This is a genomic window from Pseudomonas sp. EMN2 (genome assembly GCF_009650555.1).
In the GTDB taxonomy this organism is placed as follows: Bacteria; Pseudomonadota; Gammaproteobacteria; order Pseudomonadales; family Pseudomonadaceae; genus Aquipseudomonas; species Aquipseudomonas sichuanensis.
The window spans coordinates 72,615-97,412 of sequence record NZ_VZZR01000012.1 but is presented as its reverse complement, the minus strand read 5'-3'; the positions used below and the strand labels follow the sequence as shown (position 1 = coordinate 97,412).

General features: G+C 65.5%; 23 protein-coding genes. 4 read left to right on the top strand and 19 right to left on the bottom strand.

The features are described from left to right. Positions 1 to 20 precede the first annotated feature (20 nt). Positions 21 to 1,334, bottom strand: a complete 1,314-nt coding sequence (locus F6X61_RS04810; RefSeq protein WP_153785629.1) for an ATP-binding protein — start codon at positions 1,332 to 1,334, stop codon at positions 21 to 23. A 106-nt stretch (positions 1,335 to 1,440) separates the two neighbouring features. Continuing rightward, entirely contained in the window at positions 1,441 to 2,181 is a 741-nt protein-coding gene (gene ompR / locus F6X61_RS04805; protein WP_110992190.1) for a two-component system response regulator OmpR, read from the bottom strand. Positions 2,182 to 2,410: 229 nt separating this feature from the next. Here ompR and F6X61_RS04800 point away from each other — a divergent pair, with 229 nt between their 5' ends. The 4 genes from F6X61_RS04800 to F6X61_RS04785 all read left to right on the top strand — a co-directional run bounded on the left by F6X61_RS04800 (position 2,411) and on the right by F6X61_RS04785 (position 7,548). Beyond that, positions 2,411 to 4,738, top strand: a complete 2,328-nt coding sequence (locus F6X61_RS04800) for a Tex family protein (RefSeq protein WP_153785628.1) — start codon at positions 2,411 to 2,413, stop codon at positions 4,736 to 4,738. Beyond that, a complete protein-coding gene (locus F6X61_RS04795; protein ID WP_110992188.1) occupies positions 4,738 to 5,121 on the top strand; it encodes a PaaI family thioesterase in 384 nt (127 codons plus the stop codon). Before F6X61_RS04800 ends, F6X61_RS04795 begins: the two co-directional genes overlap by 1 nt. A gap of 217 nt (positions 5,122 to 5,338) precedes the next feature. Next, positions 5,339 to 6,916 (top strand): glutamate--cysteine ligase, encoded by a 1,578-nt coding sequence (gene gshA, locus F6X61_RS04790; RefSeq protein ID WP_178125768.1) that lies wholly within the window; start codon positions 5,339 to 5,341, stop codon positions 6,914 to 6,916. After that, positions 6,916 to 7,548: a TetR/AcrR family transcriptional regulator gene (locus tag F6X61_RS04785; protein WP_153785626.1), complete on the top strand. Its 633-nt coding sequence runs from the start codon at positions 6,916 to 6,918 to the stop codon at positions 7,546 to 7,548. Before gshA ends, F6X61_RS04785 begins: the two co-directional genes overlap by 1 nt. A gap of 132 nt (positions 7,549 to 7,680) precedes the next feature. On the opposite strand, the gene F6X61_RS04780 is transcribed toward F6X61_RS04785, so the two are convergent. The 17 genes from F6X61_RS04780 to F6X61_RS04700 form a co-directional block, all read right to left on the bottom strand. Further along, positions 7,681 to 7,896, bottom strand: coding sequence for a molybdopterin-binding protein (locus F6X61_RS04780; RefSeq protein ID WP_008095172.1), 216 nt, complete (start codon positions 7,894 to 7,896; stop codon positions 7,681 to 7,683). Positions 7,897 to 7,926: 30 nt separating this feature from the next. Continuing rightward, the gene (gene ssuB / locus F6X61_RS04775; protein WP_153785625.1) at positions 7,927 to 8,739 is read right to left on the bottom strand and encodes an aliphatic sulfonates ABC transporter ATP-binding protein; all 813 of its coding nucleotides are present in this window, start codon (positions 8,737 to 8,739) and stop codon (positions 7,927 to 7,929) included. After that, positions 8,736 to 9,533 (bottom strand): aliphatic sulfonate ABC transporter permease SsuC, encoded by a 798-nt coding sequence (gene ssuC, locus F6X61_RS04770; RefSeq protein WP_153785624.1) that lies wholly within the window; start codon positions 9,531 to 9,533, stop codon positions 8,736 to 8,738. The genes ssuB and ssuC overlap by 4 nt, the downstream gene beginning before the upstream one ends. 10 nt (positions 9,534 to 9,543) lie before the next feature. Continuing rightward, entirely contained in the window at positions 9,544 to 10,692 is a 1,149-nt protein-coding gene (gene ssuD, locus F6X61_RS04765; protein ID WP_153785623.1) for an FMNH2-dependent alkanesulfonate monooxygenase, read from the bottom strand. A 60-nt stretch (positions 10,693 to 10,752) separates the two neighbouring features. After that, positions 10,753 to 11,718 (bottom strand): sulfonate ABC transporter substrate-binding protein, encoded by a 966-nt coding sequence (locus F6X61_RS04760; protein ID WP_153785622.1) that lies wholly within the window; start codon positions 11,716 to 11,718, stop codon positions 10,753 to 10,755. A 95-nt stretch (positions 11,719 to 11,813) separates the two neighbouring features. Further along, positions 11,814 to 12,407: an NADPH-dependent FMN reductase gene (ssuE, locus tag F6X61_RS04755; protein WP_153785621.1), complete on the bottom strand. Its 594-nt coding sequence runs from the start codon at positions 12,405 to 12,407 to the stop codon at positions 11,814 to 11,816. A gap of 293 nt (positions 12,408 to 12,700) precedes the next feature. After that, on the bottom strand, positions 12,701 to 13,102 hold the full coding sequence (locus F6X61_RS04750; protein ID WP_110992180.1) for a biopolymer transporter ExbD: 402 nt from the start codon (positions 13,100 to 13,102) through the stop codon (positions 12,701 to 12,703). A gap of 1 nt (position 13,103) precedes the next feature. Next, complete coding sequence (locus F6X61_RS04745) at positions 13,104 to 13,826, bottom strand: MotA/TolQ/ExbB proton channel family protein (protein WP_153785620.1); 723 nt, start codon at positions 13,824 to 13,826, stop codon at positions 13,104 to 13,106. Between the two features lie 30 nt (positions 13,827 to 13,856). Further along, positions 13,857 to 14,648 carry an energy transducer TonB gene (locus tag F6X61_RS04740; protein ID WP_153785619.1) on the bottom strand — a complete coding sequence of 264 codons (792 nt, stop codon included), beginning with the start codon at positions 14,646 to 14,648 and terminating at the stop codon, positions 13,857 to 13,859. Between the two features lie 368 nt (positions 14,649 to 15,016). Then, positions 15,017 to 16,006, bottom strand: a complete 990-nt coding sequence (locus F6X61_RS04735; RefSeq protein WP_110992176.1) for a sulfate/molybdate ABC transporter ATP-binding protein — start codon at positions 16,004 to 16,006, stop codon at positions 15,017 to 15,019. 3 nt (positions 16,007 to 16,009) lie between these two features. Then, the gene (gene cysW, locus F6X61_RS04730) at positions 16,010 to 16,882 is read right to left on the bottom strand and encodes a sulfate ABC transporter permease subunit CysW (protein WP_153785618.1); all 873 of its coding nucleotides are present in this window, start codon (positions 16,880 to 16,882) and stop codon (positions 16,010 to 16,012) included. Between the two features lie 13 nt (positions 16,883 to 16,895). Next, on the bottom strand, positions 16,896 to 17,714 hold the full coding sequence (gene cysT / locus F6X61_RS04725) for a sulfate ABC transporter permease subunit CysT (RefSeq protein WP_110992174.1): 819 nt from the start codon (positions 17,712 to 17,714) through the stop codon (positions 16,896 to 16,898). A 195-nt stretch (positions 17,715 to 17,909) separates the two neighbouring features. Next, complete coding sequence (locus F6X61_RS04720; RefSeq protein ID WP_153785617.1) at positions 17,910 to 18,917, bottom strand: sulfate ABC transporter substrate-binding protein; 1,008 nt, start codon at positions 18,915 to 18,917, stop codon at positions 17,910 to 17,912. A 48-nt stretch (positions 18,918 to 18,965) separates the two neighbouring features. After that, a complete protein-coding gene (gene oscA, locus F6X61_RS04715) occupies positions 18,966 to 19,148 on the bottom strand; it encodes a sulfur starvation response protein OscA (protein ID WP_016712582.1) in 183 nt (60 codons plus the stop codon). 232 nt (positions 19,149 to 19,380) lie between these two features. Next, a complete protein-coding gene (locus F6X61_RS04710) occupies positions 19,381 to 22,431 on the bottom strand; it encodes an efflux RND transporter permease subunit (RefSeq protein ID WP_153785616.1) in 3,051 nt (1,016 codons plus the stop codon). Then, on the bottom strand, positions 22,428 to 23,495 hold the full coding sequence (locus F6X61_RS04705; RefSeq protein WP_153785615.1) for an efflux RND transporter periplasmic adaptor subunit: 1,068 nt from the start codon (positions 23,493 to 23,495) through the stop codon (positions 22,428 to 22,430). The genes F6X61_RS04710 and F6X61_RS04705 overlap by 4 nt, the downstream gene beginning before the upstream one ends. Then, positions 23,492 to 24,580, bottom strand: a complete 1,089-nt coding sequence (locus F6X61_RS04700) for an efflux RND transporter periplasmic adaptor subunit (RefSeq protein ID WP_153785614.1) — start codon at positions 24,578 to 24,580, stop codon at positions 23,492 to 23,494. Before F6X61_RS04700 ends, F6X61_RS04705 begins: the two co-directional genes overlap by 4 nt. Positions 24,581 to 24,798: the final 218 nt, after the last annotated feature.

The following is a 24,798-nucleotide window of genomic DNA, read 5'->3' as shown; positions in this document are numbered from 1 at the left end:
GGGCTTGCCCCGCGATGCATTCACACAGCGTTACGCGGCAACAACAACCCCAGCGGCAAGCGCACCCGCGCCTCGATCCCGCCACCCGAGCGATTGCGCAGCTCGACATTGCCACCATGCTGCGCGGCAATCCGCTTGACGATCGCCAACCCCAGCCCGGTGCCCTTGCCACCGCGTGCCCGGTCGCCACGGATGAACGGGTTGAAGATGGTCTCCAGCTCCGACTCGTCGATGCCCGTGCCACGGTCCAGCACACTGAGCACCACGTATGGCGCGCTCTGGTCACCCGACACATAGGCCGCCACCTCCACGCCCTTGCCGGCGTGGTGCAGGGCGTTGCCGATCAGGTTGCCGAGCATGCGCTTGAGCGACACACGGCGCAGCGCGAACGGCGGGATCGGCTCCAGGCACAGTCGCACGCGCTCCTTGGGCTGGTTGTACGGCGCCACCACTTCACGGATCAGCTCATTGAGGTCGACCTCCTCCACCGGCTCGTCGCGCCCGTCACGGATGAACGCCAGGAACTGGTCGAGGATCGCATCCATGTCTTCGATGTCGCGGACCATGTCGTCGCTGAGGTCGCTGTCGTTGTCCATCAGCGACAACGACAGGCGCAACCGGGTCAAGGGCGTGCGCAAGTCATGGGACACACCGGCCAGCATCAACTCGCGCTCACGCCCGGCCTGTTCGACGTCCTCGGCCATCTGGTTGAACGCCCTGTACACCTCGGTCATCTCGCTGGGGGTGTCGCTGACCGGCAGGCGCACGCTGCGCCCCTGGCCCAGCTGGCGGGCAGCGAACACCAGGCGCTTGAGCGGCTGGTTGAGCTGGCGCACGAAGATCCACGCCGAGGCGGTGGACAACAGGCCGATGGCCAGGAACCAGCCCAGCACGTTCCAGATCTTCTGCCCGCGCAATGGGTGCGGGTACAGCGGCACCTTGAGCCAGCCCGGGCCCAGGCTCGGCGCATTCACCCACAGCGCCGGTGGTGCGTGGATACGCAGGCGCACCTCGGTGTCATCACCCAGTTCGGCCTGCATCTGGCGCTGGTAGATCTCGCTGTACGGCCAGTGCTGCTCGCCTTCCGGCACACCGGAACCGGTAACCCGGATCAGCCCGGCAGCCTCGGCGATCTTGTCACGGTTCTCTTCATCCGCCGCCCAGTAGGCGCGCAAGGTCAGGGCCACGCCATGGCTGTACTGGCGATCGACCAGCACGTCCTCGTTCATCAGCAGGTACACCAAGGTCAGTGCCTTGGAGAACAGCACGACGATCAGCACCAGCCACAGGGTGCGGGCGAAGAAACTTTGCGGGAACCAGAGAGGGGTTTTCATCGATCACTACTAATCAGCAAGGGCAACGTAAAAAAGCCGCACGCCACAGACGAAAACAGGGCGGCTCCTGCGAGCCGCCCTGCACCGTCGCAACGAGCCGGCTGGCTCATTTGCCGGCGTTTCCGTCCGGCACGAAGACGTAGCCCACGCCCCACACGGTCTGGATATAACGCGGCTTGGACGGGTCGGGCTCGATCATCCGGCGCAGGCGCGAGATCTGCACGTCGATGGAGCGCTCCAGCGCATCCCATTCGCGGCCACGGGCCAGGTTCATCAGTTTGTCGCGGGTCAGCGGCTCGCGGGCGTGCATCACCAGGGCCTTGAGCACGGCGAACTCGCCGGTGGTAAGCATGTGCGTTTCGTCGCCGCGCTTGAGTTCGCGGGTGGCCAGCGACAGTTCGTAGTCACCGAAGGTGACGGTCTCTTCCTCGCTGCCCGGCGCGCCCGGCACCGTCGGCGACTGGCGACGCAGCACAGCCTTGACCCGGGCCACCAGCTCGTCGGGGTTGAACGGCTTGGCCAGGTAGTCGTCGGCGCCCAGCTCCAGCCCTTTGATGCGGCTGAGTTCATCGCCCTTGGCGGTGAGCATGATGATCGGGATCTGGTTGTTCGATGCGCGCAGGCGCTTGCACGCGGACAGGCCGTCCTCGCCCGGCAGCATCAGGTCGAGCACCACCAGGTTGAACACCTCACGGGCCAGCAGGCGGTCCATCTGTTCGACGTTGGGCACGGTGCGCACACGGAAGCCCTTGCTGGTGAAAAAACGGTCCAGCAGGCTGCTCAGGCCTGGGTCGTCGTCGACGATGAGAATCTTGTCGCCATCTGCGGCGTTTGCGGTGCTGGTCATGAATTGCTCCTCTGAGATCGCCGCGCATTATGGCGTAGCCATTGCAGCGCGTGCCGTGTGCATTGTTAGCAGATTTTTCCCATGCTGCCACTTCCATGCCAAAGCCCCATGGCCCGGCGCCATCACCGCAAGCCCGGCACGATGGGTATAATGCGCGCCTTTCACCCAGCGCCGCCGGGCTTGAACAGCCACCCGCGGCCTTGCATTCACTATTTGTCAGGTGGTTCTCATGGACAGCATCAACAGCCGTATCGCCGAGGAACTGGGCGTGCGCCCACAACAGGTCGAAGCGGCCGTGGGCCTGTTGGACGAAGGCTCGACCGTGCCCTTCATCGCCCGTTACCGCAAGGAAGTGACCGGCAGCCTGGACGACACCCAGCTGCGCCACCTGGAAGAGCGCCTGCGCTACCTGCGCGAACTCGACGACCGGCGCGCCAGCATCCTCGCCAGCATCGAGGAACAGGGCAAGCTGACCCCGGAGCTGGCCCGCGAAATCAAGCTCGCCGACACCAAGACCCGCCTCGAAGACCTCTACCTCCCCTACAAGCAGAAGCGCCGCACCAAGGGCCAGATCGCCTTGGAAGCCGGCCTGGGCGAGCTGGCCGACGGCCTGTTCAACGACCCGCAGCTCAACCCTGAAAGCGAAGCGGCGCGCTTCGTCGACGCCGAAAAAGGCGTGGCCGACGTCAAGGCAGCCCTCGAAGGCGCCAAGTACATCCTCATGGAGCGCTTCGCCGAAGACGCCGCCCTGCTGGAAAAACTGCGCAACTTCCTCAAGCAGGAAGCCGTGCTCAGCGCCCGTCTGGTGGCCGGCAAGGAAGAGGAAGGCGCCAAGTTCCGCGACTACTTCGCCCATGACGAACTGCTGCGCAGCGCCCCGTCGCACCGCGCCCTGGCGATCTTCCGCGGGCGCAACGAAGGCGTGCTGAGCGCCTCGCTGAAAGTCGGCGAAGAGTTGCCCGGCACCCTGCACCCGTGCGAAGTGATGATCGGCAGCCACGTCGGTATCGAAAACCGCAACCGCCCGGCCGACAAGTGGCTGGGCGAAGTGGTGCGCTGGACCTGGAAGGTCAAGCTGTACACCCACCTGGAAACCGACCTGTTCGGCGAGCTGCGCGACAACGCCGAAGGCGAGGCGATCAACGTGTTCGCCCACAACCTGCACGACCTGCTGCTGGCCGCCCCGGCCGGCCCGCGCGCCACCCTGGGCTTCGACCCGGGCCTGCGCACCGGCTGCAAGATCGCCGTGGTCGACGCCACCGGCAAGCTGCTGGACCACACCACGGTGTACCCGCATGCGCCGAAGAACGACTGGGACCGCACGATCTCGATCATGGCCGCCCTGTGCGCCAAGCACTCGGTGGAGCTGGTCGCCATCGGCAACGGCACCGCCAGCCGCGAAAGCGACAAGCTGGTCGCGGAGCTGGTGAAAAAGTATCCAGCCCTGAAGATCACCAAGATCATGGTGTCCGAGGCCGGCGCCTCGGTGTACTCGGCCTCGGAACTGGCCGCCCGTGAATTCCCCGACCTGGACGTATCGATCCGTGGCGCCGTGTCGATCGCCCGCCGCCTGCAGGACCCGCTGGCGGAGCTGGTGAAGATCGACCCGAAATCCATCGGCGTCGGCCAGTACCAGCACGACGTGTCGCAGGTGAAACTGGCCCGTGGCCTGGACGCCGTGGTCGAGGACTGCGTGAACGCCGTGGGCGTGGACGTCAACACCGCTTCGGTGGCCTTGCTGACCCGCATCTCGGGCCTCAACGCGACGCTTGCGCAGAACATCGTTGCCCACCGCGACGCCAACGGCCCGTTCGCCACCCGCGCCGCGCTGAAAAAGGTCAGCCGCCTCGGTGAAAAGACCTTCGAACAGGCCGCCGGCTTCCTGCGCGTGATGAACGGCGACAACCCGCTGGACGCCTCCGCCGTGCACCCCGAGGCCTACCCGCTGGTGCAGCGCATCGCCGCCGGCACCGAGCGCGACATCCGCTCGCTGATCGGCGACAGCGGCTTCCTCAAGCGCCTGGACCCGAAAAAGTTCACCGACGAAACCTTCGGCCTGCCGACCGTCACCGACATCCTGCAAGAGCTGGACAAACCCGGCCGCGACCCACGCCCCGAGTTCAAGACCGCCACCTTCCAGGACGGCGTAGAGGACCTCAAGGACCTGGAGCCGGGCATGATCCTCGAAGGCGTGGTGACCAACGTCACCAACTTTGGCGCCTTCGTCGACATCGGCGTACACCAGGACGGCCTGGTGCACATCTCGGCGCTGTCCGAGAAGTTCATCAAGGACCCGCGTGAAGCGGTCAAGGCCGGCGACGTGGTCAAGGTCAAGGTCATGGAAGTGGACATCCCGCGCAAGCGCGTCGGCCTGTCCATGCGCATGAGCGACACCCCGGGCGAGAAGGTCGAGGGCAACCGTGGCGGTAACCGTGGCGGCAATGGCGGCAACCGCCAGCAGCAGGCAGCGCGCCCGCGTGAAACCACCGCCGCCGCACCGGCCAACAACGCCATGGCCTCGCTGTTCGCCAACGCCAAGCAGTTGAAGAAGAAGTGATGGACGTCCCCAAGGAGTACGTCGAAAGCGCCTTCAGCCAACTGCTCGGCTGCCGCCTGCAACGCCTGGACACCGGTGTTGCCGAGGTAGCCCTGGCGCTCGAGCCGCAGTTGCGCAACCGCGGCCAGAAGCTGCACGGCGGGGCGATCTTCAGCCTGGTCGATATCGCCATGGGCCTGGCCTGCTCGGCCAGCCATGGTTTCGACCAGCAGAGCGTGACCATCGAGTGCAAGATCAACTACATGCGCGCCGTCAGCGAGGGTGAGGTGCTGTGCACCGCCCGCGTGCTGCATGCCGGGCGGCGCACCCTGGTGGTCGACGCCGACGTGCTTCAGGGCGACAAGTTGGTGGCCAAGGCGCAGGGAACCTTCGCGGTTCTCTAGCTGACGTAGCATCATCTGCGGTATTTTCGGCGTAATGCTGTAAGCCATCGCGGGGCAAGCCCGCTCCCACAACCCCTGTGGGAGCGGGCTTGCCCCGCGATCAGGCTGTGCCGGAACCGCGCAACCAGGCGACAACGCCAGTTCCTTTCCCAACTACCCTTGTAGACCGTCATCTCTACCCCCATATTGGGGCGACTGACGCGTGAAGGAATCCATCTTGAGCGACCTCCTCAACCGCCGCCTGAGCCTGCTCGGCGACAACCTCGACCTGCTCAAGCAGTGCCTGCACGGCATTGAGCGCGAATGCCTGCGCGTGACCCACGACGGTCGCCTGGCCCAGACCCCGCACCCGGAAGCCCTGGGTTCGGCGCTGACCAACGAGCAGATCACCACCGACTATTCCGAGTCGCTGCTGGAGTTCATCACCCCAGCCCTGGCCGACCCGGCCAAGGTGCTCGAAAGCCTCGAACAGACCCACCGCTTCGTCTACAGCAAGCTGGGCGACGAGCTGCTGTGGAGCCCGTCGATGCCCTGCGCGCTGCCGGCCGAGGAGGACATCCCGATCGCCGAGTACGGCACCTCGAACATCGGCAAGCTCAAGCACGTGTACCGCAAGGGCCTGGCCCTGCGCTACGGCCGCACCATGCAGTGCATCGCCGGCATCCATTACAACTTCTCGCTGCCTGAAGCACTGTGGCCATTGCTGCGCGCCGAAGAAGGCAGCGCAGAGGACGACCGCGACTACCAGTCCTCGGCCTACATCGCGCTGATCCGCAATTTCCGCCGCTACAGCTGGCTGCTGATGTACCTGTTCGGTGCCTCGCCGACCCTGGACAAAGGCTTCCTGCGTGGCCGCCCGCACCAGCTCGAAGAGCTCGACGCCGACACCCTCTACCTGCCCTACGCCACCAGCCTGCGCATGAGCGACCTGGGTTACCAGAGCAACGCCCAGGCGGGCCTGACGCCCTGCTACAACAACCTCGCCAGCTACACCGACAGCCTGCGCAAGGCGGTGGGCACGCCCTACCCGCCCTACGTCGAGGTCGGCACGCACAAGGATGGCGAGTGGGTGCAGCTCAACACCAACATCCTGCAGATCGAGAACGAGTACTACTCGAACATCCGCCCCAAGCGCGTCACCTACACCGGCGAGCGGCCGATCCAGGCCCTGATCTCCCGTGGCGTGCAGTACGTCGAAGTGCGCTGCCTGGACATCAACCCGTTCCTGCCGGTGGGCATCGACCTCACCGAAGCGCGCTTCCTCGACGCCTTCCTGCTGCTCTGTGCGCTGGACGACAGCCCGCCGCTGGACAACGGCGAATGCGGCCAGTGCACCAGCAACTTCCTGACCGTGGTCAAGGAAGGCCGCCGCCCGGGCCTTGCGCTGCAGCGTAACGGCCAGCCGATCGCGCTGAAGGACTGGGCCAGCGAGCTGATCACCCGTATCGGCCAGATGGCCGAGCTGCTCGACCGCGCCCAAGGCGGCAACGAGCACGCCAAGGCCCTGCAAGCCCAGCAGGCCAAGGTCGATGACCCTGAACTGACCCCGTCGGCCCAGGTCCTGGCGCGCATGACCGAGCACGATGAAAGCTTCATCGAGTTCTCCCTGCGCCAGAGCCGCGTGCACGCCGAGACGTTCCGCCAGCAGCCGCTGGGCAGCGAACAGCAACAGGCCTTCGAAACCCTCGCCCGCGAGTCGCTCGCCAAGCAGTCCGAGCTGGAACAGGAAGAAGTCGGTGACTTCGACCTGTTCGTCGGCGCCTACCAGGCCAGCATCCTGGCCATCAGCAACTGATGAACCGCCCCGCCACCCCGCGCAAGCCGCGCGCCAGCAGCCAGGCCAGGATCGAAGCGATCCTGGCGGCGGCGCGCGAGCTGCTGGCTGGGCAAGGGGTGGCGGGGTTGTCGATCTACAGCGTCGCCGAACGGGCGCAGATCCCGCCGTCGTCGGTGTACCACTTCTTCGCCAGCGTACCGGCCCTGCTCGAAGCGCTGACCGCCGATGTGCACCGGGCCTTTCGCGAAGCCTTGAGCGCACCGATCGACAGCACGGCGTTCAGCACCTGGCATGGCCTGTCACGGTTGATCGAGCAGCGCATGCTCGACATCTACAACGAGGACGCCGCAGCGCGGCAACTGATCCTGGCCCAGCATGGCCTGAGCGAAGTGGTCCAGGCTGACCGCCAGCACGATCTGGAACTGGGCGAGTTGATGCACCAGCTGTTCGACCGGCATTTCCAGTTGCCGGCGATGCCGCAGGATGTGCATGTGTTCGCCTTGGCGATGGAGCTGAGTGATCGGGTGTATGCCCGCTCGATGCAGTTGCACGAGCAGATCACCCCGCGCATGGCGGAGGAAGGGATGCGGGTGTTCGAGGCGTACCTGGGGCTGTACCTGCCGCCGTTTCTGGCCAAGCGCTCGAGCTGAATTTATCGGGGCCCCTTCGCGGGTAAACCCGCTCCCACAGGGTCCGCGCAAGTTCTTGACCCTGCGCAGTACCTGTGGGAGCGGGTTTACCCGCGAAGGGCTGCGAAGCAGCCCCGATATCGAGCAGCAGCATCACAGCTTGGCGATGGACACCTCGGTCGATTTCACAAAGGCGATCACTTCACTGCCTACCTGCAATTCCAGCTCCTTCACGGAACGGGTGGTAATCACCGAAGTCACGATACCCGAAGCAGTCTGCACGTCGATTTCCGACAGTACCGGGCCTTCGAGGATTTCCTTCACGGTGCCTTTGAACTGGTTGCGAACGTTGATGGCTTTGATGGTCATGGCTGAGTTCCTTTGTTTGGCTTCGGGGGTTCAATGCGCCCAACGCAGTTGCGTGGGCAAAGGGGCTACAGGTTCCGGCTCGGGCGGGGTGCCCGGGGCGGACAGAACACGGTCCAGCACTTCACTTTCCAGGCTCGCCAGGCGGTGCGAACCACGCGCCCGAGGGCGCGGCAGGTCGACCAGCAGGTCGAGGCCGACGGCGCCGTCCTCGATCAGGATCACCCGGTCAGCCACGGCAACCGCTTCGCTGACATCGTGGGTGACCAGCAGCACGGTGAAGCCGTGCTGACGCCACAGGCGTTCGATCAGTTGCTGCATCTCGATACGGGTCAGGGCATCCAGCGCACCCAGCGGCTCGTCCAGCAACAGCAGGCGCGGCTGATGGATCAACGCCCGGGCCAGGGCCACCCGTTGCTTCTGGCCGCCGGACAAAGCCGCCGGCCACTCATTGGCACGGTCAGCCAGGCCGACCGCCTCCAGGGCATCCAGCGCCCGTTGGCGCCAGTCGCCGGACAGGCCCAGGCCGACGTTGTCGATCACCTTCTTCCACGGCAGCAGGCGGGCGTCCTGGAACATCAGCCGGGTGTCCTCGCGGGCCTCGGCCAGCGGCGCGGCACCGGCCAGCAATTCGCCGGCGCTGGGGTTGTCGAGCCCGGCCAGCAGGCGCAGCAAGGTGCTCTTGCCGCAGCCACTGCGACCGACGATGGCGACGAACTGGCCGGCCGGGATGTGCAGGTCGATGCCCTTCAACACTTCGCGCTGGCCAAAGGTTTTGCGCAGGCGGTCAGAGGCCAGCGGGATGCCACGCAACAGGCGTGGCAGCTGTTCCTTGAGCACGGTCATGCGCCCTCCTTCTTGGCCACTTGATAGGCCGGGTGCCAGCGCAACCACACACGCTCCAGGCCACGGGCGGCCAGGTCGGCGAGCTTGCCGAGCACGGCGTACAGCACGATCGCCAGCACCACCACGTCGGTCTGCAGGAACTCACGGGCGTTCATCGCCAGGTAACCGATGCCGGCGTTGGCCGAAATGGTCTCGGCGACGATCAGGGTCAGCCACATGAAGCCCAGGGCGAAGCGCACACCGACCAGGATCGACGGCAGCGCCCCCGGCAGGATCACCTGACGGAACAGGCCGAAGCCCGACAGCCCGTAGCTGCGCGCCATTTCCACCAGCGCCGGGTCGACGTTGCGAATGCCGTGGTAGGTGTTCAGGTAGATCGGGAACAAGGTCCCCAGCGCCACCAGGAAAATCTTTGCCGACTCGTCGATACCGAACCACAGGATCACCAGCGGGATCAGCGCCAGGTGCGGCACGTTGCGGATCATCTGCACCGAGCTGTCGAGCAGGCGCTCGCCCCACTTCGACAGGCCGGTGATGAAGCCCAGCAACAGGCCGAGGCTGCCGCCGATGGCGAAGCCCAGCCCGGCACGCCAGCCACTGATGGCCAGGTGGGTCCAGATATCGCCGCTGCGCACCAGCTCGACGCCGGCACTCACCACCGCGCTGGGCGCGGGGAGGATGCGGGTCGACAGCCAGCCACTGACCACCGCCAGTTGCCACACCGCCAGCAGCAGCACCGGCAGGGCCCAGGGCGCCAGGCGCTTGGCCCAGGAGGTTGAGGTATCAGCACGCATGGTCCGGCCCTCAGCTCTGCGACACGGCTTTGGGCAGGATGTCGTTGGCGACCATTTCGCCGAACGGGCTCACGTAGCCACCGGTTTTCGGTTGCTCCGGGCGCTGCACATCGAGGTGCGGGAACAGCAGCTCGGCGACGCGGTACGACTCTTCCAGGTGTGGATAGCCCGAGAAGATGAAGGTATCGATACCGAGGTCTGCGTACTCCTTGACCCGCGCCGCCACGGTCGGGCCATCGCCCACCAGCGCGGTGCCGGCACCGCCGCGCACCAGGCCGACGCCGGCCCACAAGTTGGGAGCGACTTCCAGGTTGTCGCGGTTGCCGTTGTGCAGCGCGGCCATGCGTTGCTGGCCGACCGAGTCGAAACGCGCCAGCGAAGCCTGGGCACGGGCGATGGTGTCGTCGTCCAGGTGCGAGATCAGCTTGTCGGCGGCAGCCCAGGCTTCTTCGTTTGTTTCCCGCACGATCACGTGCAGGCGGATGCCGAAACGCACTTCACGGCCCTGGGCGGCGGCTTTCTCGCGCACCCGGGCGATCTTCTCGGCAACGGCGGCCGGCGGCTCGCCCCAGGTCAGGTACAGCTCGACCTGTTCGGCGGCCAGGTCCTGGGCGGCCTCGGACGAGCCACCGAAGTACAGCGGCGGGCGCGGCTGCTGGATCGGCGGGTAGAGCAGCTTGGCGCCCTTTACCTGGATGTGTTTGCCGTCGTAATCGACGTTTTCGCCTTCCAGCACCTTGCGCCAGATGCGGGTGAACTCCACCGATGCCTCGTAGCGCTCCTGGTGGTTCAGGTGCAGGCCGTCACCGGCCAGTTCGTCGGGGTCGCCACCGGTCACCAGGTTGAACAGCGCACGGCCGTTGGACAGGCGATCGAGGGTGGCGGCCTGGCGCGCGGCCACGGTCGGCGAAATGATCCCCGGGCGCAGCGCGACCAGGAACTTCAGGCGTTCGGTTACCGGGATCAGCGACGCGGCGACCAGCCAGGAGTCCTCGCAGGACCGCCCGGTGGGGATCAGCACGCCGCCAAAGCCGAGGCGGTCGGCGGCCTGGGCGATCTGCGCCAGGTAGCCATGGTCGACGGCGCGGGCGCCTTCGCTGGTGCCCAGGTACTTGCCGTCACCGTGGGTGGGCAGGAACCAGAAAATGTTCAGGCTCATTGGAGTTGTCTCCTCAAGGGTGGCTCGAGCCGGGGCCTGGCCCCGGCGCTGGCGAATCGGTCAAGGCGCGCTGGCGACCTTGGCGGGGGGTGTCCAGATCACGTCCTTGATGCTCAAGGGCTTGGGAATCAGCTTCAGGGCCTGGAAGGTGTCGGCGATCTTCTGCTGCGCGGCGATCACCTCCGGGGTCAGCGGCGCGGCACCGTAGCCCTGGCGCTTCACCGAGGTCAGGGTGATGTCGGCGGGCAGGCCGAGCAGCGGCGCGACCTGGTCGGTCACTTCCTGGGGGTTGGCCTGGGACCACTGGCCCACGCTGCGCACTTCCTCGATCAGGGTGCTGATCACCGCCGGGTGCTGGGTGGCGTAGCTGCGGGTGGCCAGGTAGAACTGGTGGTTGTCTACCAGGCCCTTGCCGTCACGCAGGGTGCGGGCCTGCAACTGTTGCTCGGCGGCGGCCTGGTACGGGTCCCAGATCACCCAGGCATCGACGCTGCCACGCTCGAAGGCGGCGCGGGCGTCGGCCGGCGGCAGGTAGACCGGCTGGATATCGGTGTATTTGAGGCCGGCGTCTTCGAGGGCGCGCACCAGCAGGTAATGAACGTTCGAGCCTTTGTTCAGCGCGACTTTCTTGCCCTTGAGCTCTTTCACCGACTGGATCGTCGAGCCCTTGGGCACGAGGATCGCCTCGCTGTGCGGGGCTGGCGGTTCATAGGCGACGTAGAGCAGGTCGGCGCCTGCGGCCTGGGCGAACACCGGTGGGGTTTCGCCGGTGACACCGAAGTCGATGGAGCCGACGTTGAGCCCTTCGAGCAGCTGCGGGCCGCCGGGGAACTCGGTCCATTGCACGTCGATGCCCTGTTCCTTCAGGCGCTTCTCCAGCGAGCCCTTGGCCTTGAGCAGCACCAGGGTGCCGTATTTCTGGTAACCGATACGCAGGCTCTCGGCCTGGGCTTGGGTAATGGCGCCGAAGGACACAGCCGCCGCAAACAGGGCGACCAGACCACGACGCAAGAAGACTGTGCGCATGGCGCTCTCCTGTGCGAGTTGGGTTCGGGTAGCACCTGCTTGCCTCGTTGTCGGGCGAGTAAGGTGGGACAGCAGTGAAGCGATGGATCAGTGGCTCAGATGCTCCAGCGAGCACTGAGCAGGCGTTCGTTGAGCACACCCGGTGCGACTGGCCGAGGCCGCCGCGCCAGGGCGCCATGGAAAGTTTCCAGCGAATCCTGCAGGCGCTGCTCCAGGGCCGGGGCCAGCTGCGCAGGGCGCTTGCCTTCGCCGTAGGCGATCTGGCTGTCGTCGGCGAAGATCCCTTGCAGGGTCTCCTGCGCCTTCAAGGCAGACAGCACCGGCTTGAGCGCATAGTCCACGGCAAGCATGTGGGCGATGCTGCCGCCGGTGGCCACCGGCAGTACCACCTTGTGTTCCAGGGCACGCTCGGGGAGCAGGTCGAGCAGGGTCTTCAGCGCGCCGGCAAACGAGGCCTTGTACACCGGGGTCGCCACCACCAGGCCGTCGGCCTGGGCCACCAGCTCGATGAAGTGGCGCACCTGCGGGCTGTCGAAGCGCGCGTGCAGCAGGTCTTCGGCGTTGAACTCACGCACCTGGAAGGTCACCACTTCGACGCCGCGCTCCTGCAGCCAGTCGCGGCTGCGCTCTAGCAGCACGCCGGAGCGTGAACGAAGACTGGGGCTACCACCGACAGAAACAACCAGCATTGAAAGTGCTTCCTTCGATTCGATTGCAGGGCCGCGAGGGGATGGCCCCGCTGGATGGAAGTGACCTTAACAGTTGGTCACATATATCCATAAATCATATTTTTTCATTTGTTTATTCGTTATTTGACTATGCGGCGTGGGAGCGGGCTTGCCCCGCGATCACCGGCACAGCCGGTGCCATCCATCGCGGCGCTTGCAATCGCGGGGCAAGCCCGCTCCCACGAATAAAAAAAGGGCCATCCCCTGCCAAGGAAAATGGCCCATAAGCACTTGCCTGAAGAGGGTATGGCCGGTCAGCGCGCGGTGATCACCGCCAGCTTGGTAATGCCGGCCCGTTCGATGGCCGCCATGGCCCGGGCTACTTCGCCGTAGTTCACGCCATCGTCGGCCTGCAGCTGCACGCGCAGCTCGGCGTCCTTGCCTTTGGCGGCCTTGAGGTTGGTTTCCAGCAGGTCGGGCTGGATCTCGTCCTTGTTGATGAACAGCTTGCCGCTGCCATCGATGCTCACCACCAGCGGGTCCTTCTGCTCCACCGGGGCCACGGCCTCGGTCTTGGGCAGGTTGATGGGGATGGCGTTGGTCAAGAGCGGCGCGGTGACGATGAACACCACCAGCAGCACCAGCATGACGTCCACCAGTGGCGTGACGTTGATTTCACTCAACACTTCATCGCTGTCCTGGGTCGAGAAGGCCATGTCAGGAGGCCTCCTTCACAGGTTGGTTGAAGCCGGCCTGCTGGCGCTGCAGCGCCGGGTGCAGCAGCACGCGGAAGGCACTCTTCTGCGCCAGGCTGTAGAAGTCGTGGGCGAAGTCGTCGAGGTCGGCAGCGGTCAGCTTGAGGCGGCGCAGGAAGTAGTTGTAGACCAGCACCGCCGGCACCGCGACGGCGATACCCACGCCGGTGGCGACCAGCGCCGCGCCGATCGGGCCGGCCACGGTTTCCAGGCTCGCCGAGCCGGCCGCGCTGATGCCCTTGAGCGCCTCCATGATGCCCCACACGGTGCCGAACAGGCCGATGAAGGGCGAGGTGCTACCGATACTGGCGACTACCGCCAGGCCGGTTTCCAGCGAGCGGCGCTCGCGCACGATCTGCTGGCGCAGGGCGCGTTCCAGGCGGTCCTGATGATTGATGGCCTGGCTCAGGTCACTGGCCTGGCCGGGTTCGCCGACGGCGATGGCGGCGTAACCGGCCTGGGCGACACGGGCGGCGGGGCCGGGTTGCTGATCGCTGATTTCGGCGGCGGAGTCGAGGCTGGATGCGGCCCAGAACTGCTGGTGGAAGCGTTTGTCCTGGCGCTTGAGCCGCACGAACTGCACGACCTTGACCAGGGCCAGCGCCCACGTGGCCACGGAGAAACCGACCAACAGCCAGATGACGGCGCTTTCAACGGATTCGAGGGGGGATGCCAACAGGCTCATGGTTGTGTCCTTCCTTTGTGCGGTGGCGAATTAACGAAGCTTGAAATCGATGGGTACGCTGACCCAGCCGGCCAGGGCCATGTCGCCCTGCTTGGCGGGGACGAAGCTCCAGCGCTTGACGGCGGCCAGCGCGGCGGCGTCCAGGGCGTCACGGCCACTGCTCTGCTGCAGCTGGATCTGCCCGGGCTTGCCGCTGGGCAGCACCTCGACGCGCAGCAGCACGGTGCCTTCCCAACCGCGGCGCAGGGCCATCTGCGGGTACTCGGGGGCCGGGTTCTTCAGGTACGCGGCGTTGGCCGAAGCCGGGGTCACCGGGGCCGGCGCGGGTGGTGCGGCCGGCGCAGGCGGTGCCGGGGCAGCCACCGGCGTTGGCGGCGGCGCTTCAACCGGTTTCGGCTGCGGCTTGGGTTGCGGCTTGGCAACAGGCTTGGGCACGGGTTTCGGCTTGGGCTTGGCGGCCAGCTCGTCGACCACCGATGGTGGCGGTTCGACCACGGGCGGTGCCGGGGCCGGTGGCGGCGGCTCGACGACTGGCGGTGCGGGCGCGGCGAACTCGATGGTCATGGGCGGGATCTGCGGCGGCACCACCGGCAGCGCCGGGGTCGGCGCCTGGCTGATCCAGTAGGCGGCGGCGCCATGCAGGGCCAGCACCAGCAGGCCCAACGCCAGCTTGTCGCGGCGCTTGAGGCCGCTCACCGGCGTGCGCTGCAGGCGCAACTGGCCAAGCGGCAGGCGCAGCGTGCGTCCGAGCTCGACCAGGTGGCCCGGCGCCGGGTGCCATGGCTGCTCAAAGGCCCTGACGGCCGTCTGGACATTACCCATTGCTGAAGCTCCTGGGGTCTCGATTCAGGTGTGTGGCTGAATCATCGACGGCAGGGGCTTAGGCTATAAAGTAATGTTTGAAGTTAAAGTTATAGCTTTTTTATCTATTAATTCTGTCAGGTTCGCCGCAAGCCACAGCGCCAGCGGCCTCTAGCAGGGCCGATTGTTTGAGATGCCTGAGAGGCATGCAAAAAATGCCTGAATGGCATGTGGGCACCTATCGCAATCGCGGGGCAAGCCCGCTCCCACGCGTGTGCAGAAACATGGTGCAGAGACATGGCGTGGGAGCGGGCTTGCCCCGCGATTGCGTCCGTCCAGGCAATAAAAAACCCGGGGCCAGGCCCGGGTTTTTCATCATCAAGCGCGGCTCAGATATCAGCCACCTTCTGCCACACCTTCGGCCGGAAGAACAGCGTCTCGCCGCGCGCCAGCCCGGTCAGGCTGTCGTGGTCCTTGACCACCTCGGCCTCGATCAGCTCGCTCTGCCCTTCCACCTTCAAGGTCACCCGGGTCGTCGCGCCCAGCGGGCGAATGTCACGCACCTCGGCGGCATGGTGGCCTTCGGTTTCATGGCGTGACAGCGACACTTCGTGCGGGCGGAACAGCACATGGTGCCCTTCGCTGAGCGCCAGGCGGTTGGAATCGCCGAGGAAGTGGTAGACGAAATCGTTGGCCGGCTTCTCGTACACCTCGCCCGGCGAGCCGATCTGCTCGATCACGCCCTTGTTCATCACCACGATGCGGTCGGCCACTTCCATGGCCTCTTCCTGGTCGTGGGTGACGAACACCGAGGTCAGGTTGATGTCCTCGTGCAGGCGCGCCAGCCAGCGGCGCAGCTCCTTGCGCACCTTGGCATCCAGCGCCCCGAACGGCTCGTCGAGCAGCAGCACCTTGGGCTCCACCGCCAGGGCGCGGGCCAGGGCGATACGCTGGCGCTGGCCACCGGAGAGCTGCTCGGGATAACGGTCGGACAGCCAGTCGAGCTGGACCATGTTCAAGAGCTCATGGACCTTCTCGGCGATCTTGCTCTCGCTCGGGCGCTCGCCCTTGGGTTTCATGCGCAGGCCAAAGGCGACGTTGTCGAACACGCTCATGTGGCGGAACAGCGCGTAGTGCTGGAACACGAAGCCGACGTTACGGTCACGCACGTCGTGGCCCGAGACATCCTCGCCGTGGAACACGATGCTGCCGTCATCCGGCGTTTCCAAGCCGGCGATGATGCGCAGCAGGGTGGTCTTGCCGCAGCCGGACGGGCCGAGCAGGGCCACCAGCTCGCCGCTGTGGATATCCAGGTTGATGGCGTTCAGGGCCTGGAAGCTGTTGAAGCGCTTGCTGACATTACGAACTTCGATCGACATGAATCATTCCTCCGCGGCGCTGTGGCGCAGGCGGTTAATACGGTTCTCGCTCCACTGCTTGAGCAGCAGGATGAAGAGCGCCAGGATCAGCAGCAGGCTGGCCACGCTGAAGGCCGCGACATGGTTGTACTCGTTGTAGAGGATCTCCACGTGCAGCGGCAAGGTGTTGGTGACGCCACGGATATGCCCGGACACCACCGACACCGCGCCGAACTCACCCATCGCCCGCGCGGTGCACAGCACCACGCCGTAGATCAGGCCCCATTTGATGTTCGGCAGGGTGACGTGCCAGAACATCTGCCAGCCGTTGGCGCCGAGCAGGCGCGCGGCCTCCTCTTCCTGGGTGCCCTGCTCCTGCATCAGCGGGATCAGTTCACGGGCCACGAACGGCACGGTGACGAAGATGGTCGCCAGGACAATGCCCGGCAGGGCGAACACGATCTGTATGTCGTGGTCCTGCAGCCACGGACCGAACAGGCCCTGGGCGCCGAACATCAACACGTAGACCAGGCCAGCGATCACCGGCGACACCGAGAACGGCAGGTCGATCAGGGTCACCAGGATACTTTTGCCACGGAAGCTGTACTTGCTCACGCACCAGGCGGCACTGACCCCGAACAGCAGGTTCAGCGGCACCGAGATGGCCACCGCCAGCAGGGTGAGCTTGAGCGCCGACAGCGCATCGGCCTCGAAGATCGCTTCGAAGAAGGTACCGAAGCCGTTTTTCAGGGCCTGGGACACCACGATCACCAGCGGCAGGGCCAGGAACAGCGCGAAGACGATCCAGGCCAGGGTGATCAATACGCGGCGCGAAGTGGCGCTGCCACGCCGGGCGGCGTTGGCGGCGGCGCTTGCGCCAAGGGTCGATGAAGACATTAGCGGGCCTCCTTCAAGGGGTTTCGATGCGCCGCTGCAGCAAGTTGATCAGCAGCAGCAGGATGAACGAAACCACCAGCATCAACACGCCGATGGCGGTGGCGCCGGTGTAGTCGTACTGGTCGAGCTTGACCATGATCAGCAGCGGCAGGATCTCGGTCTTCATCGGCATGTTGCCGGCGATGAAGATTACCGAACCGTACTCGCCCACGCCGCGGGCGAAGGCCAGGGCGAAGCCGGTCAGCCAGGCCGGCAGCAGCGCCGGCGCCAGGATGTGGCGAAACACCTGCAGGGGTTTCGCGCCCAGGCAGGCGGCGGCCTCTTCCACTTCACGCGGGATGTCGGCCAGCACCGGCTGCACCGTGCGCACCACGAACGGCAGGGTGACGAAGGTCAGCGCCAGGGTGATGCCCAGTGGGGTGTAGGCGATCTTGAAGCCCAGGTCGGTGGCGAACTGGCCGACCCAGCCTGCCGGCGCGTACAGCGCGGTCAAGGCGATACCGGCCACGGCCGTGGGCAGGGCGAACGGCAGGTCGATCATCGCATCGATGATCTTGCGCCCGGGGAAGGTGTAGCGCACCAGCACCCAGGCCAGCAGGGTGCCGATCACGCCATTGATGATGGCGGCGAACAGGGCGGTGCCGAAACTCAGCTTCAGCGCGGCGATGACCCGTGGCGCGCTGACGATGTTCCAGAACTGCTCCCAGGTCAGCTGCGAGGCATGGATGAACATGGCCGCCAGCGGTATCAGCACGATCAGGCTGAGGTACACCAAGGTGTAGCCCAGCGTCAGCCCGAAGCCGGGTATGACGGGGGATATACGACGTGACATAAAGGTCCCTGGTTGAACGCACGAAGCCCGGGGTCGGTCCCGGGCACATGCAGGCTACTGAAGGGTGAAACGGTGGCAGCGCCTGTGAATTGCGTGGGAGCGGGCTTGCCCCGCGATTGCGATGGTGGACTTACCGACGCCATCGCGGGGCAAGCCCGCTCCCACGCCAAATCCAGACATTGCCGGAACTACCGATCACTGTGCCTGATAAATCTGGTCGAACACACCGCCATCATTGAAGAACTTCGGCTGCGCAGTCTTCCAGCCACCGAAGTCCTTGTCGATGGTCACCAGGTCCAGTTTCGGGAACTGCTTGGCAAACTCGGCGGCAACTTTCTCATCACGCGGACGGTAGAAGTTCTCGGCGGCGATCTTCTGGCCCGCCGGGCTGTACAGGTGCTTGAGGTATTCCTCGGCGATCTTTTCGTTGCCCTTCTTCTCGGCGTTCTTGTCGACCACGGCCACCGGCGGCTCGGCGAGGATCGACAGCGACGGCACGACGATCTCGAACTTGTCGGCGCCACCGTCTTCTTTCAGCGCCAGGAAGGCCTCGTTCTCCCAGGCCAGCAGCACGTCGCCCTGGCCATTGTTGACGAAGGTGATGGTCGAACCACGGGCGCCGGTATCCAGCACCGGTACGTGCTTGAACAGCTCCTGCACATAGGCCTTGGCCTTGTCTTCGCTACCGCCGGCTTTCAGGCCGTAGGCCCAGGCGGCGAGGAAGTTCCAGCGGGCGCCGCCGGAGGTTTTCGGGTTGGGGGTGATCACCGAGACGTCCTTCTTGATCAGGTCGCCCCAGTCCTTGATGCCTTTCGGGTTGCCCTTGCGCACCAGGAACACGATGGTCGAGGTGTACGGGGTACTGGCCTCCGGCAGGCGCTTCTGCCAGTCCTCGGGCAGGGTCTTGCCGAGCTTGGCGACTTCATCGATATCGCCGGCCAGGGCCAGGGTGACCACGTCGGCACGCAGGCCATCGATCACCGCGCGGGCCTGCTTGCCCGAACCGCCGTGGGATTGCTGGATCTTCACCTTGTCGCCCGGGTGAGCGGCTTGCCAGTGCTTGATGAACTCGGCGTTGTACTGCTGGTACAGCTCGCGGGTCGGGTCATAGGACACGTTCAACAGTTCGAAGTCCTTGGCGATCGCGGAACCGGCAAAAACGGCGCTGGCCAGGGCGGCAAGCGCATAACGGCGGATGGACATGGTGAAGCTCCCGATTGGCATTTTTTCTAATTAGGGGTTGTTGCGTGATCAGCCGGCCTTGTTGCCGGGCTGCTGCAGGCGGAACTTCTCCTTGCGTTCGATCTGCACCACCTGGGCGTTGTGCACGGTGATCTCCACGGCGCCGAAGCGCAGGTCGCGCAGGGCGCTCTGGATTTCACGCAAGATGGTGGCTTCGTCCTGACCGTCGATGCTGCGCAGTGATGCACTCATGCTCGTTCTCCTTGGAGTAAGGGTGCCGGGCAGAGGTTTGAAGGGGATATGCGCCTGGCGTGAGAGCCATAGTAGTGAGGCGGGGTTATTCTTAAAAATACTGTTTAAGAATGTTTATATAACCATTAGCGTAAACGACGAACCCTGTGGGAGCTGGCTTGCCAGCGATAGCGTCGGTGAGGCTGACGACGCCATCGCTGGCAAGCCAGCTCCCACAGGGTCCGCGTGGTTCTCAGGGAGTCTTTTGCGGCTCGCGGATCTTGTACCAGGCCACATACAGCGCCGGCAGGAACAGCAGCGTCAGCAGCGTTGCACTGATGATGCCGCCGATCATGGCGTAGGCCATCGGCCCCCAGAACACTTCGCGGGCAATCGGGATCATGCCCAGGCTGGCGGCCGCCGCCGTCAGCAGGATCGGCCGCCGGCGATGGTTGGTGGCCTCCAGCACCGCTTCCCAGGGCGACAGGCCCTGTTCCTCGAATTCGTCGATCTGGGTCACCAGGATCACCGAGTTGCGGATGATGATGCCGGCCAGGGCAAGGATCCCGAGGATCGCCACGAAGCCCATGGGCGTGCCCGTGGGCACCAACGCCACGACCACGCCGATCAGCCCCAGGGGCGCCACGCTGACCACCAGGAACAGCTTCTGCACGCTGTGCAGCTGGATCATCAGGAAGGTCGCCATGAGGAACAGCATCAACGGGATGACCTTGCGGATCGGGCCCTGAGCCTTGGCGCTCTCCTCGACCGTACCCCCGGTGGCCACCTCGTAGCCGACCGGCAGTTTGCTGGCAAAGGCGTCGATGCCCGGCTTGAGCTCGGCCACCAGGTCAGTGGGCTGGATGTCGCCGACCACCGAGGCCTTGATGGTGATGGTCGGTTTGCGGTCGCGCCGCCACACCAGCGGCTGCTCCAGCTCATAGCGCACGGTGGCGAACGCCAGCAGGGGGATCGACGCGCCGCTGGGCGTGACGATCTGCAGGTTCTGCAAGGTATCGGGCGAACCACGCTCGCTGTCCTCGGCGCGCGCGACCACGTTGACCAGGTAGATGTTGTCGTTGACCTGGGTGACCTGCACGCCGCTGACGATGCTGTTCATCACGTTGGCCACGTCCTCGGAAGACAGCCCCAGCTGACGGGCCTTGTCCTGGGCGATCTCGATGCGCAGCACCTTCCCGGGCTCGTTCCAGTCGTAGATCATCTCGCCGATGTGCTCGTTGCTGTCGAGGAAGGTGGCCAGCTCGATGGCATGCCGGCGCACCTGGTCGATGTCCTTGCCGCTGACCCGGTACTGGATCGGCCGCCCCACCGGCGGGCCCATCTCCAGCGACTGCACGTTGGTGCCCACGCCGACGAACTCCTCATGCAGCAGCTTCTGCAGGCGATCCATCATGCCCTGGCGCTCTTCGAAGCCCTTGCTGACGATCACCAGCTGGGCGTAGTAGGGGTTCTGCAACTGCTGGTCGAGGGGCAGGTAGAAACGAATCGCGCCCTGGCCGATGTAGGTGCTCCAGCGCACCAGGTCCGGGTCGTCCTTGATCCTGGCTTCCAGGCGGTCGACCACCTTGCGCGTTTCCTCGATCGAGGCATTCTGCGGCAGGTTGAGGTCGACGAGGATTTCCGGGCGGTCCGAGGACGGGAAGAACTGGTTCTGCACGAAGCGCATGCAGAACAGCGACAAGGCGAACAGCACGATGGTGCCGATGATGGTCAGCCAGCGATTGCGCATGCACCACAGCAGCCCGCCCTCGAACGCCCGGTCGACACGCCCGGGCTTGGCCTCGTGGGCCTTCACCTTGCTGTTGAGGATGTGCACGCCGAGCACCGGGGCGAAGAACACCGCCACCACCCAGGACACGATCAGGGCCACGGCGATCACCGCGAACAGGGTATAGGTGTATTCGCCCGCAGAGCTGGCGTTGAGGCCGATCGGCACGAAGCCGGCCACCGTCACCAGGGTGCCGGTCAGCATCGGGAAGGCCGTCGAGGTGTAGGCGAAGGTGGCCGCCTGCTCCTTGGTCTCGCCCATCTCCAGCCGCGTGACCATCACCTCGACGGTGATCATCGCATCGTCCACCAGCAGGCCCAGGGCGATGATCAGCGCGCCGAGCGAGATCCGCTGCATGGTGATGTCGCTGTACTCCATGAACACGAAGACCATGGCCAGCACCAGCGGAATCGAGCAGGCCACCACCAGGCCCGCGCGTATGCCAAGGCTGACGAAGCTCACGGCGAGCACGATCACCACGGCCTCGAACAGCGCGCTGGTGAAACCGCCGACCGCCTGCTTGACCACCACGGCCTGGTCGGACACGTTGTGCACGCCGACGCCCACCGGCAGGTCGCGCACCACCTTGTCCATCTTCTCCTTCAGTGCCGCGCCGAACACCTCGATGTTGCTGCCGGCCTTCATGCCGATCGCCAGGCCAATGGCGGTCTGGCCGTTGAAGCGGAACATCGGCGATGGCGGGTCGACGTAGCCGCGCTCGATGTCGGCGATGTCCGCCAGCCGGAAGAACCGGTCGTTGATGCGCAAGTTCACCGTTTCCAGGTCTTTCTCCGAGGCGAACTGCCCGGTGGTGCGCACCGAGATGCGCTCCGGCCCCGCCTCGATCACCCCAGCCGGGGTCACCGCGTTCTGTTGTTGCAGGGCCTGCATGGCCTGGCGCTGGTCGATGCCCAGGGCCGCCAGCTTGCGGGTCGAGAAGTTCAGGTAGAGCACCTCGTCCTGGGTGCCGATCAGCTCGATCTTGCCGATGTTGGGCACCTCGCGGACTTCGGCGCGAGCCACTTCCACATAATCGCGCAGCTGGCGCAGGGTCAGGCCGTCGGCGGTGAAGGCGTAGATCGAGCCGAACACGTCGCCGAACTCGTCGTTGAAGGCCGGGCCCTGGATGCCCTGGGGGAACTGCCCGCGAATGTCCTGGATCTTCTTGCGCACCTGGTACCAGATCTCGGGAATGTCCTTGGCCTTGGTGGTGTCGCGCAGGTAGACATACACCGTGGACTCGCCAGGGCGGGTGTAGCTCTTCACGTAGTCGAGCGAATCGAGTTCTTCGAGCTTTTTCTCGATGCGGTCGGTGATCTGGTAGAGGGTTTCGTCCTGGGTCGCGCCCGGCCAGCGGCTCTGGATCACCATGGTCTTGATGGTGAAGGACGGGTCTTCCTCACGGCCCAGGTTGAAGTACGAGAAAATGCCCATCAGCACGCCGACGAACATCAGGTACCAGACGAAGGACTGGTGCTTGAGGGCCCACTCCGAGAGGTTGAAGCTTCCTTTCATTGTGGGTCCTCGTCGAAGGTCACTTTCTGGCCAGGCTTGAGGCTGTTCACACCGGCCGTCACCACCCGCTCCCCGGGCTGCACGCCGGACGTCAGGACGATGCGGTCGGCGGTACGTTCGAGCAGCGCGACGTCACGGGCGGCCACGGTTTTCTGCTGCGGGTCGACGACCCATACCTGGGTCTTGCCATCGCGTTCGAGCAGCGCGGTCAGGGGCAGCTCGCTGCGCGGGCTCACCGCCGAACTCAGGGTGACGCTGATCGCGGTGCCCAGATGGAACGCATCCGGGGTGCTGGCCAGGGTCAGCCGGGCACGCCGGGTACGGGTAGTGGCGTCGGCCTGGGGCTCGAGCTCGCGCAGGGTGGCGGTGGTGTTGATGCTCGGGTCGAGCTGCGAGGCCACGGTGAAGGTCAGGCTCTTGTTCAACTGCTCGGCCAGGGGGATCGGCAGGTCGATCACCGCTTCCTTGACGTCCGGGCGTGCCAGGGTGACCACGGCCTGGCCTGCGCTGACGGTCTGCCCGGCTTCGGCCTGCCAGGCGGTGACCACGGCGGCATGGTCGGTACGCAGGGTACTGTAGTCCAACTGGTCGCGGGCCTGGCTGACCGCCGAGCGTGCCTGTTCCAGCGCCGCGCTGGTGGTCTTCAGGTCGGTCTGGGCGATGTCCAGCTGGGCCTGGGCGCCCACGCCACGGTCGTACAGCTGCTGCTGGCGGCGCGCGTCGGCCTGGGCGTTGATCCACTGCGCCTGGACCTTGGCCAAGTCACCTTCGGCGGCGCGCAGCTGGTTCTGTTGATCGGTAGGGTCGAGGGTCGCCAGGGTATCGCCGGGCTTCACCCGGGCACCGACATCCAGCCAGCGCCGGGCGATACGACCGGACACGCGAAAACCGAGGGTGCTTTCGAAACGCGCCTGGATGGTGCCGGCGAACCGCCCAAGTTGCGATTGCACTTGCGGCTCGACCAGCGTCGACAGCACGGGGCGTATCATCTCCGGCTGCATTTCTTCACCGCCGCAGGCAGCGAGCAACAGGCTGGCGCAGAGGATCGACAACGGGCGTTTCATGGCGCGGCCCCTCCGTCCTTGGCGGTGACTTTGACGACCTGCATGCCGGGGTGCAGCAACTGCCCGCCGCCCACCACCACGGTCTCGCCGCCCTTGATACCGTCGGCGATCACCACCTTGCCGGTGAGGTAGCGCGACACCTGGACCTTGCGCAGTTCGACCTTGTCGCCCTCGCCCACCACCCACACCGCGGGCTCGTGCAGCGCCTTGGTCAGCGCGGCCCAGGGCAACTCGATGCTTGGCCGGCCCTGGGCGTTGCCGGTGGCGGTCACCGGCGAGCCGAGCTGCATGCCGGCCGGCACGTTGCGCAGGGCCACCTTGACCTGCACCGTGCCGCTTTCGGCGGACACTGTCGGGGTGATCTCGCGAACCCGGCCTTCAGCCTTCACCGCAGGGTTGTCCAGCAGGCTGACCACCACGCCTTCGTCGCTGGGCGGCTTGACCAGCAGGGATTCGTAGACGTTGAACACCGCGTCGCGGTCGCCGTCCACCGCCAGGCTGAAGATCGGCATGGTCGCCTGCACCACCTGCCCCACTTCGGCTTGACGGGCGGTAATCACGCCATCGGCCTCGGACACCAGCGCCGTGTAACCAAGCTGTTCGTTGGCATTGGCCAGCTGCGCCTGGGCCGCCTTTAGCGCGCTCTGGCTGCTGCGCAGGGCGGCCTCGGCGGAATCGTATTCGCTCTGGCTGGTGTAGCCCTTGGGCAGCAGCTTTTGCTGACGGATGAACGCAGCGCTGCTCTGGGTCACCCGCGCCTGTTCGGCGAACACCTCGGCCTTGGCCGAGTCGACGGTGTTCTGCAGGTCTTTCGGGTCCAGGCGCGCGAGCACCTGGTTGGCCTTGACGTGGTCGCCCACATCGACGCTGCGGGAAATGATCTTGCCGCCCACGCGGAACGACAGGTCGGTCTGCACCCGCGCCTGCACATCGCCGGTGAGGGTGACCCGGGCAGCGAAATCGGTAGGTTGGACTTGTTGCACCGCAACTCTGGGCAATACAGGGGCGGCTTCTTCCTTGTCACAGCCCGAAAGCATCAACAACAGCCCCAGGCCACCGACCATGATCGGATGCGATACCGACATGCAGGCTCCTCGCTTGTACGAATGGTTTGTACGACGCGTGGGAGAAGCGTAGATCAGGGATCGACAAACGGCATGGGGCTGTGGGCAATTCCCCTTTGGGAGCAACTGTCTTGCTTCAACTCTGAAATCTGGCGCGGTAACTGTGGGAGCGGGTTTACCCGCGAACACCGGCTTAGCCGGTGCCAAGCACCACGTTGCCCGCTTCGCGGCTAAAGCCG

Bases quoted from the DNA above. Each gene is read 5' to 3' on its own strand.
- F6X61_RS04760 (WP_153785622.1), bottom strand. From the start codon at position 11,718: ATGCGCACAGTCTTCTTGCGTCGTGGTCTGGTCGCCCTGTTTGCGGCG.
- F6X61_RS04705 (WP_153785615.1), bottom strand. From the start codon at position 23,495: ATGAAACGCCCGTTGTCGATCCTCTGCGCCAGCCTGTTGCTCGCTGCC.
- F6X61_RS04735 (WP_110992176.1), bottom strand. From the start codon at position 16,006: ATGTCGATCGAAGTTCGTAATGTCAGCAAGCGCTTCAACAGCTTCCAG.
- F6X61_RS04745 (WP_153785620.1), bottom strand. From the start codon at position 13,826: ATGAGCCTGTTGGCATCCCCCCTCGAATCCGTTGAAAGCGCCGTCATC.
- cysT (WP_110992174.1), bottom strand. From the start codon at position 17,714: ATGTCACGTCGTATATCCCCCGTCATACCCGGCTTCGGGCTGACGCTG.
- F6X61_RS04800 (WP_153785628.1), top strand. From the start codon at position 2,411: ATGGACAGCATCAACAGCCGTATCGCCGAGGAACTGGGCGTGCGCCCA.
- F6X61_RS04810 (WP_153785629.1), bottom strand. From the start codon at position 1,334: ATGAAAACCCCTCTCTGGTTCCCGCAAAGTTTCTTCGCCCGCACCCTG.
- ssuD (WP_153785623.1), bottom strand. From the start codon at position 10,692: ATGAGCCTGAACATTTTCTGGTTCCTGCCCACCCACGGTGACGGCAAG.
- ssuE (WP_153785621.1), bottom strand. From the start codon at position 12,407: ATGCTGGTTGTTTCTGTCGGTGGTAGCCCCAGTCTTCGTTCACGCTCC.
- F6X61_RS04780 (WP_008095172.1), bottom strand. From the start codon at position 7,896: ATGACCATCAAAGCCATCAACGTTCGCAACCAGTTCAAAGGCACCGTG.
- F6X61_RS04720 (WP_153785617.1), bottom strand. From the start codon at position 18,917: ATGTCCATCCGCCGTTATGCGCTTGCCGCCCTGGCCAGCGCCGTTTTT.
- ompR (WP_110992190.1), bottom strand. From the start codon at position 2,181: ATGACCAGCACCGCAAACGCCGCAGATGGCGACAAGATTCTCATCGTC.
- ssuC (WP_153785624.1), bottom strand. From the start codon at position 9,533: ATGCGTGCTGATACCTCAACCTCCTGGGCCAAGCGCCTGGCGCCCTGG.
- ssuB (WP_153785625.1), bottom strand. From the start codon at position 8,739: ATGACCGTGCTCAAGGAACAGCTGCCACGCCTGTTGCGTGGCATCCCG.
- F6X61_RS04795 (WP_110992188.1), top strand. From the start codon at position 4,738: ATGGACGTCCCCAAGGAGTACGTCGAAAGCGCCTTCAGCCAACTGCTC.
- F6X61_RS04740 (WP_153785619.1), bottom strand. From the start codon at position 14,648: ATGGGTAATGTCCAGACGGCCGTCAGGGCCTTTGAGCAGCCATGGCAC.
- cysW (WP_153785618.1), bottom strand. From the start codon at position 16,882: ATGTCTTCATCGACCCTTGGCGCAAGCGCCGCCGCCAACGCCGCCCGG.
- F6X61_RS04710 (WP_153785616.1), bottom strand. From the start codon at position 22,431: ATGAAAGGAAGCTTCAACCTCTCGGAGTGGGCCCTCAAGCACCAGTCC.
- F6X61_RS04700 (WP_153785614.1), bottom strand. From the start codon at position 24,580: ATGTCGGTATCGCATCCGATCATGGTCGGTGGCCTGGGGCTGTTGTTG.
- F6X61_RS04750 (WP_110992180.1), bottom strand. From the start codon at position 13,102: ATGGCCTTCTCGACCCAGGACAGCGATGAAGTGTTGAGTGAAATCAAC.
- oscA (WP_016712582.1), bottom strand. From the start codon at position 19,148: ATGAGTGCATCACTGCGCAGCATCGACGGTCAGGACGAAGCCACCATC.
- F6X61_RS04785 (WP_153785626.1), top strand. From the start codon at position 6,916: ATGAACCGCCCCGCCACCCCGCGCAAGCCGCGCGCCAGCAGCCAGGCC.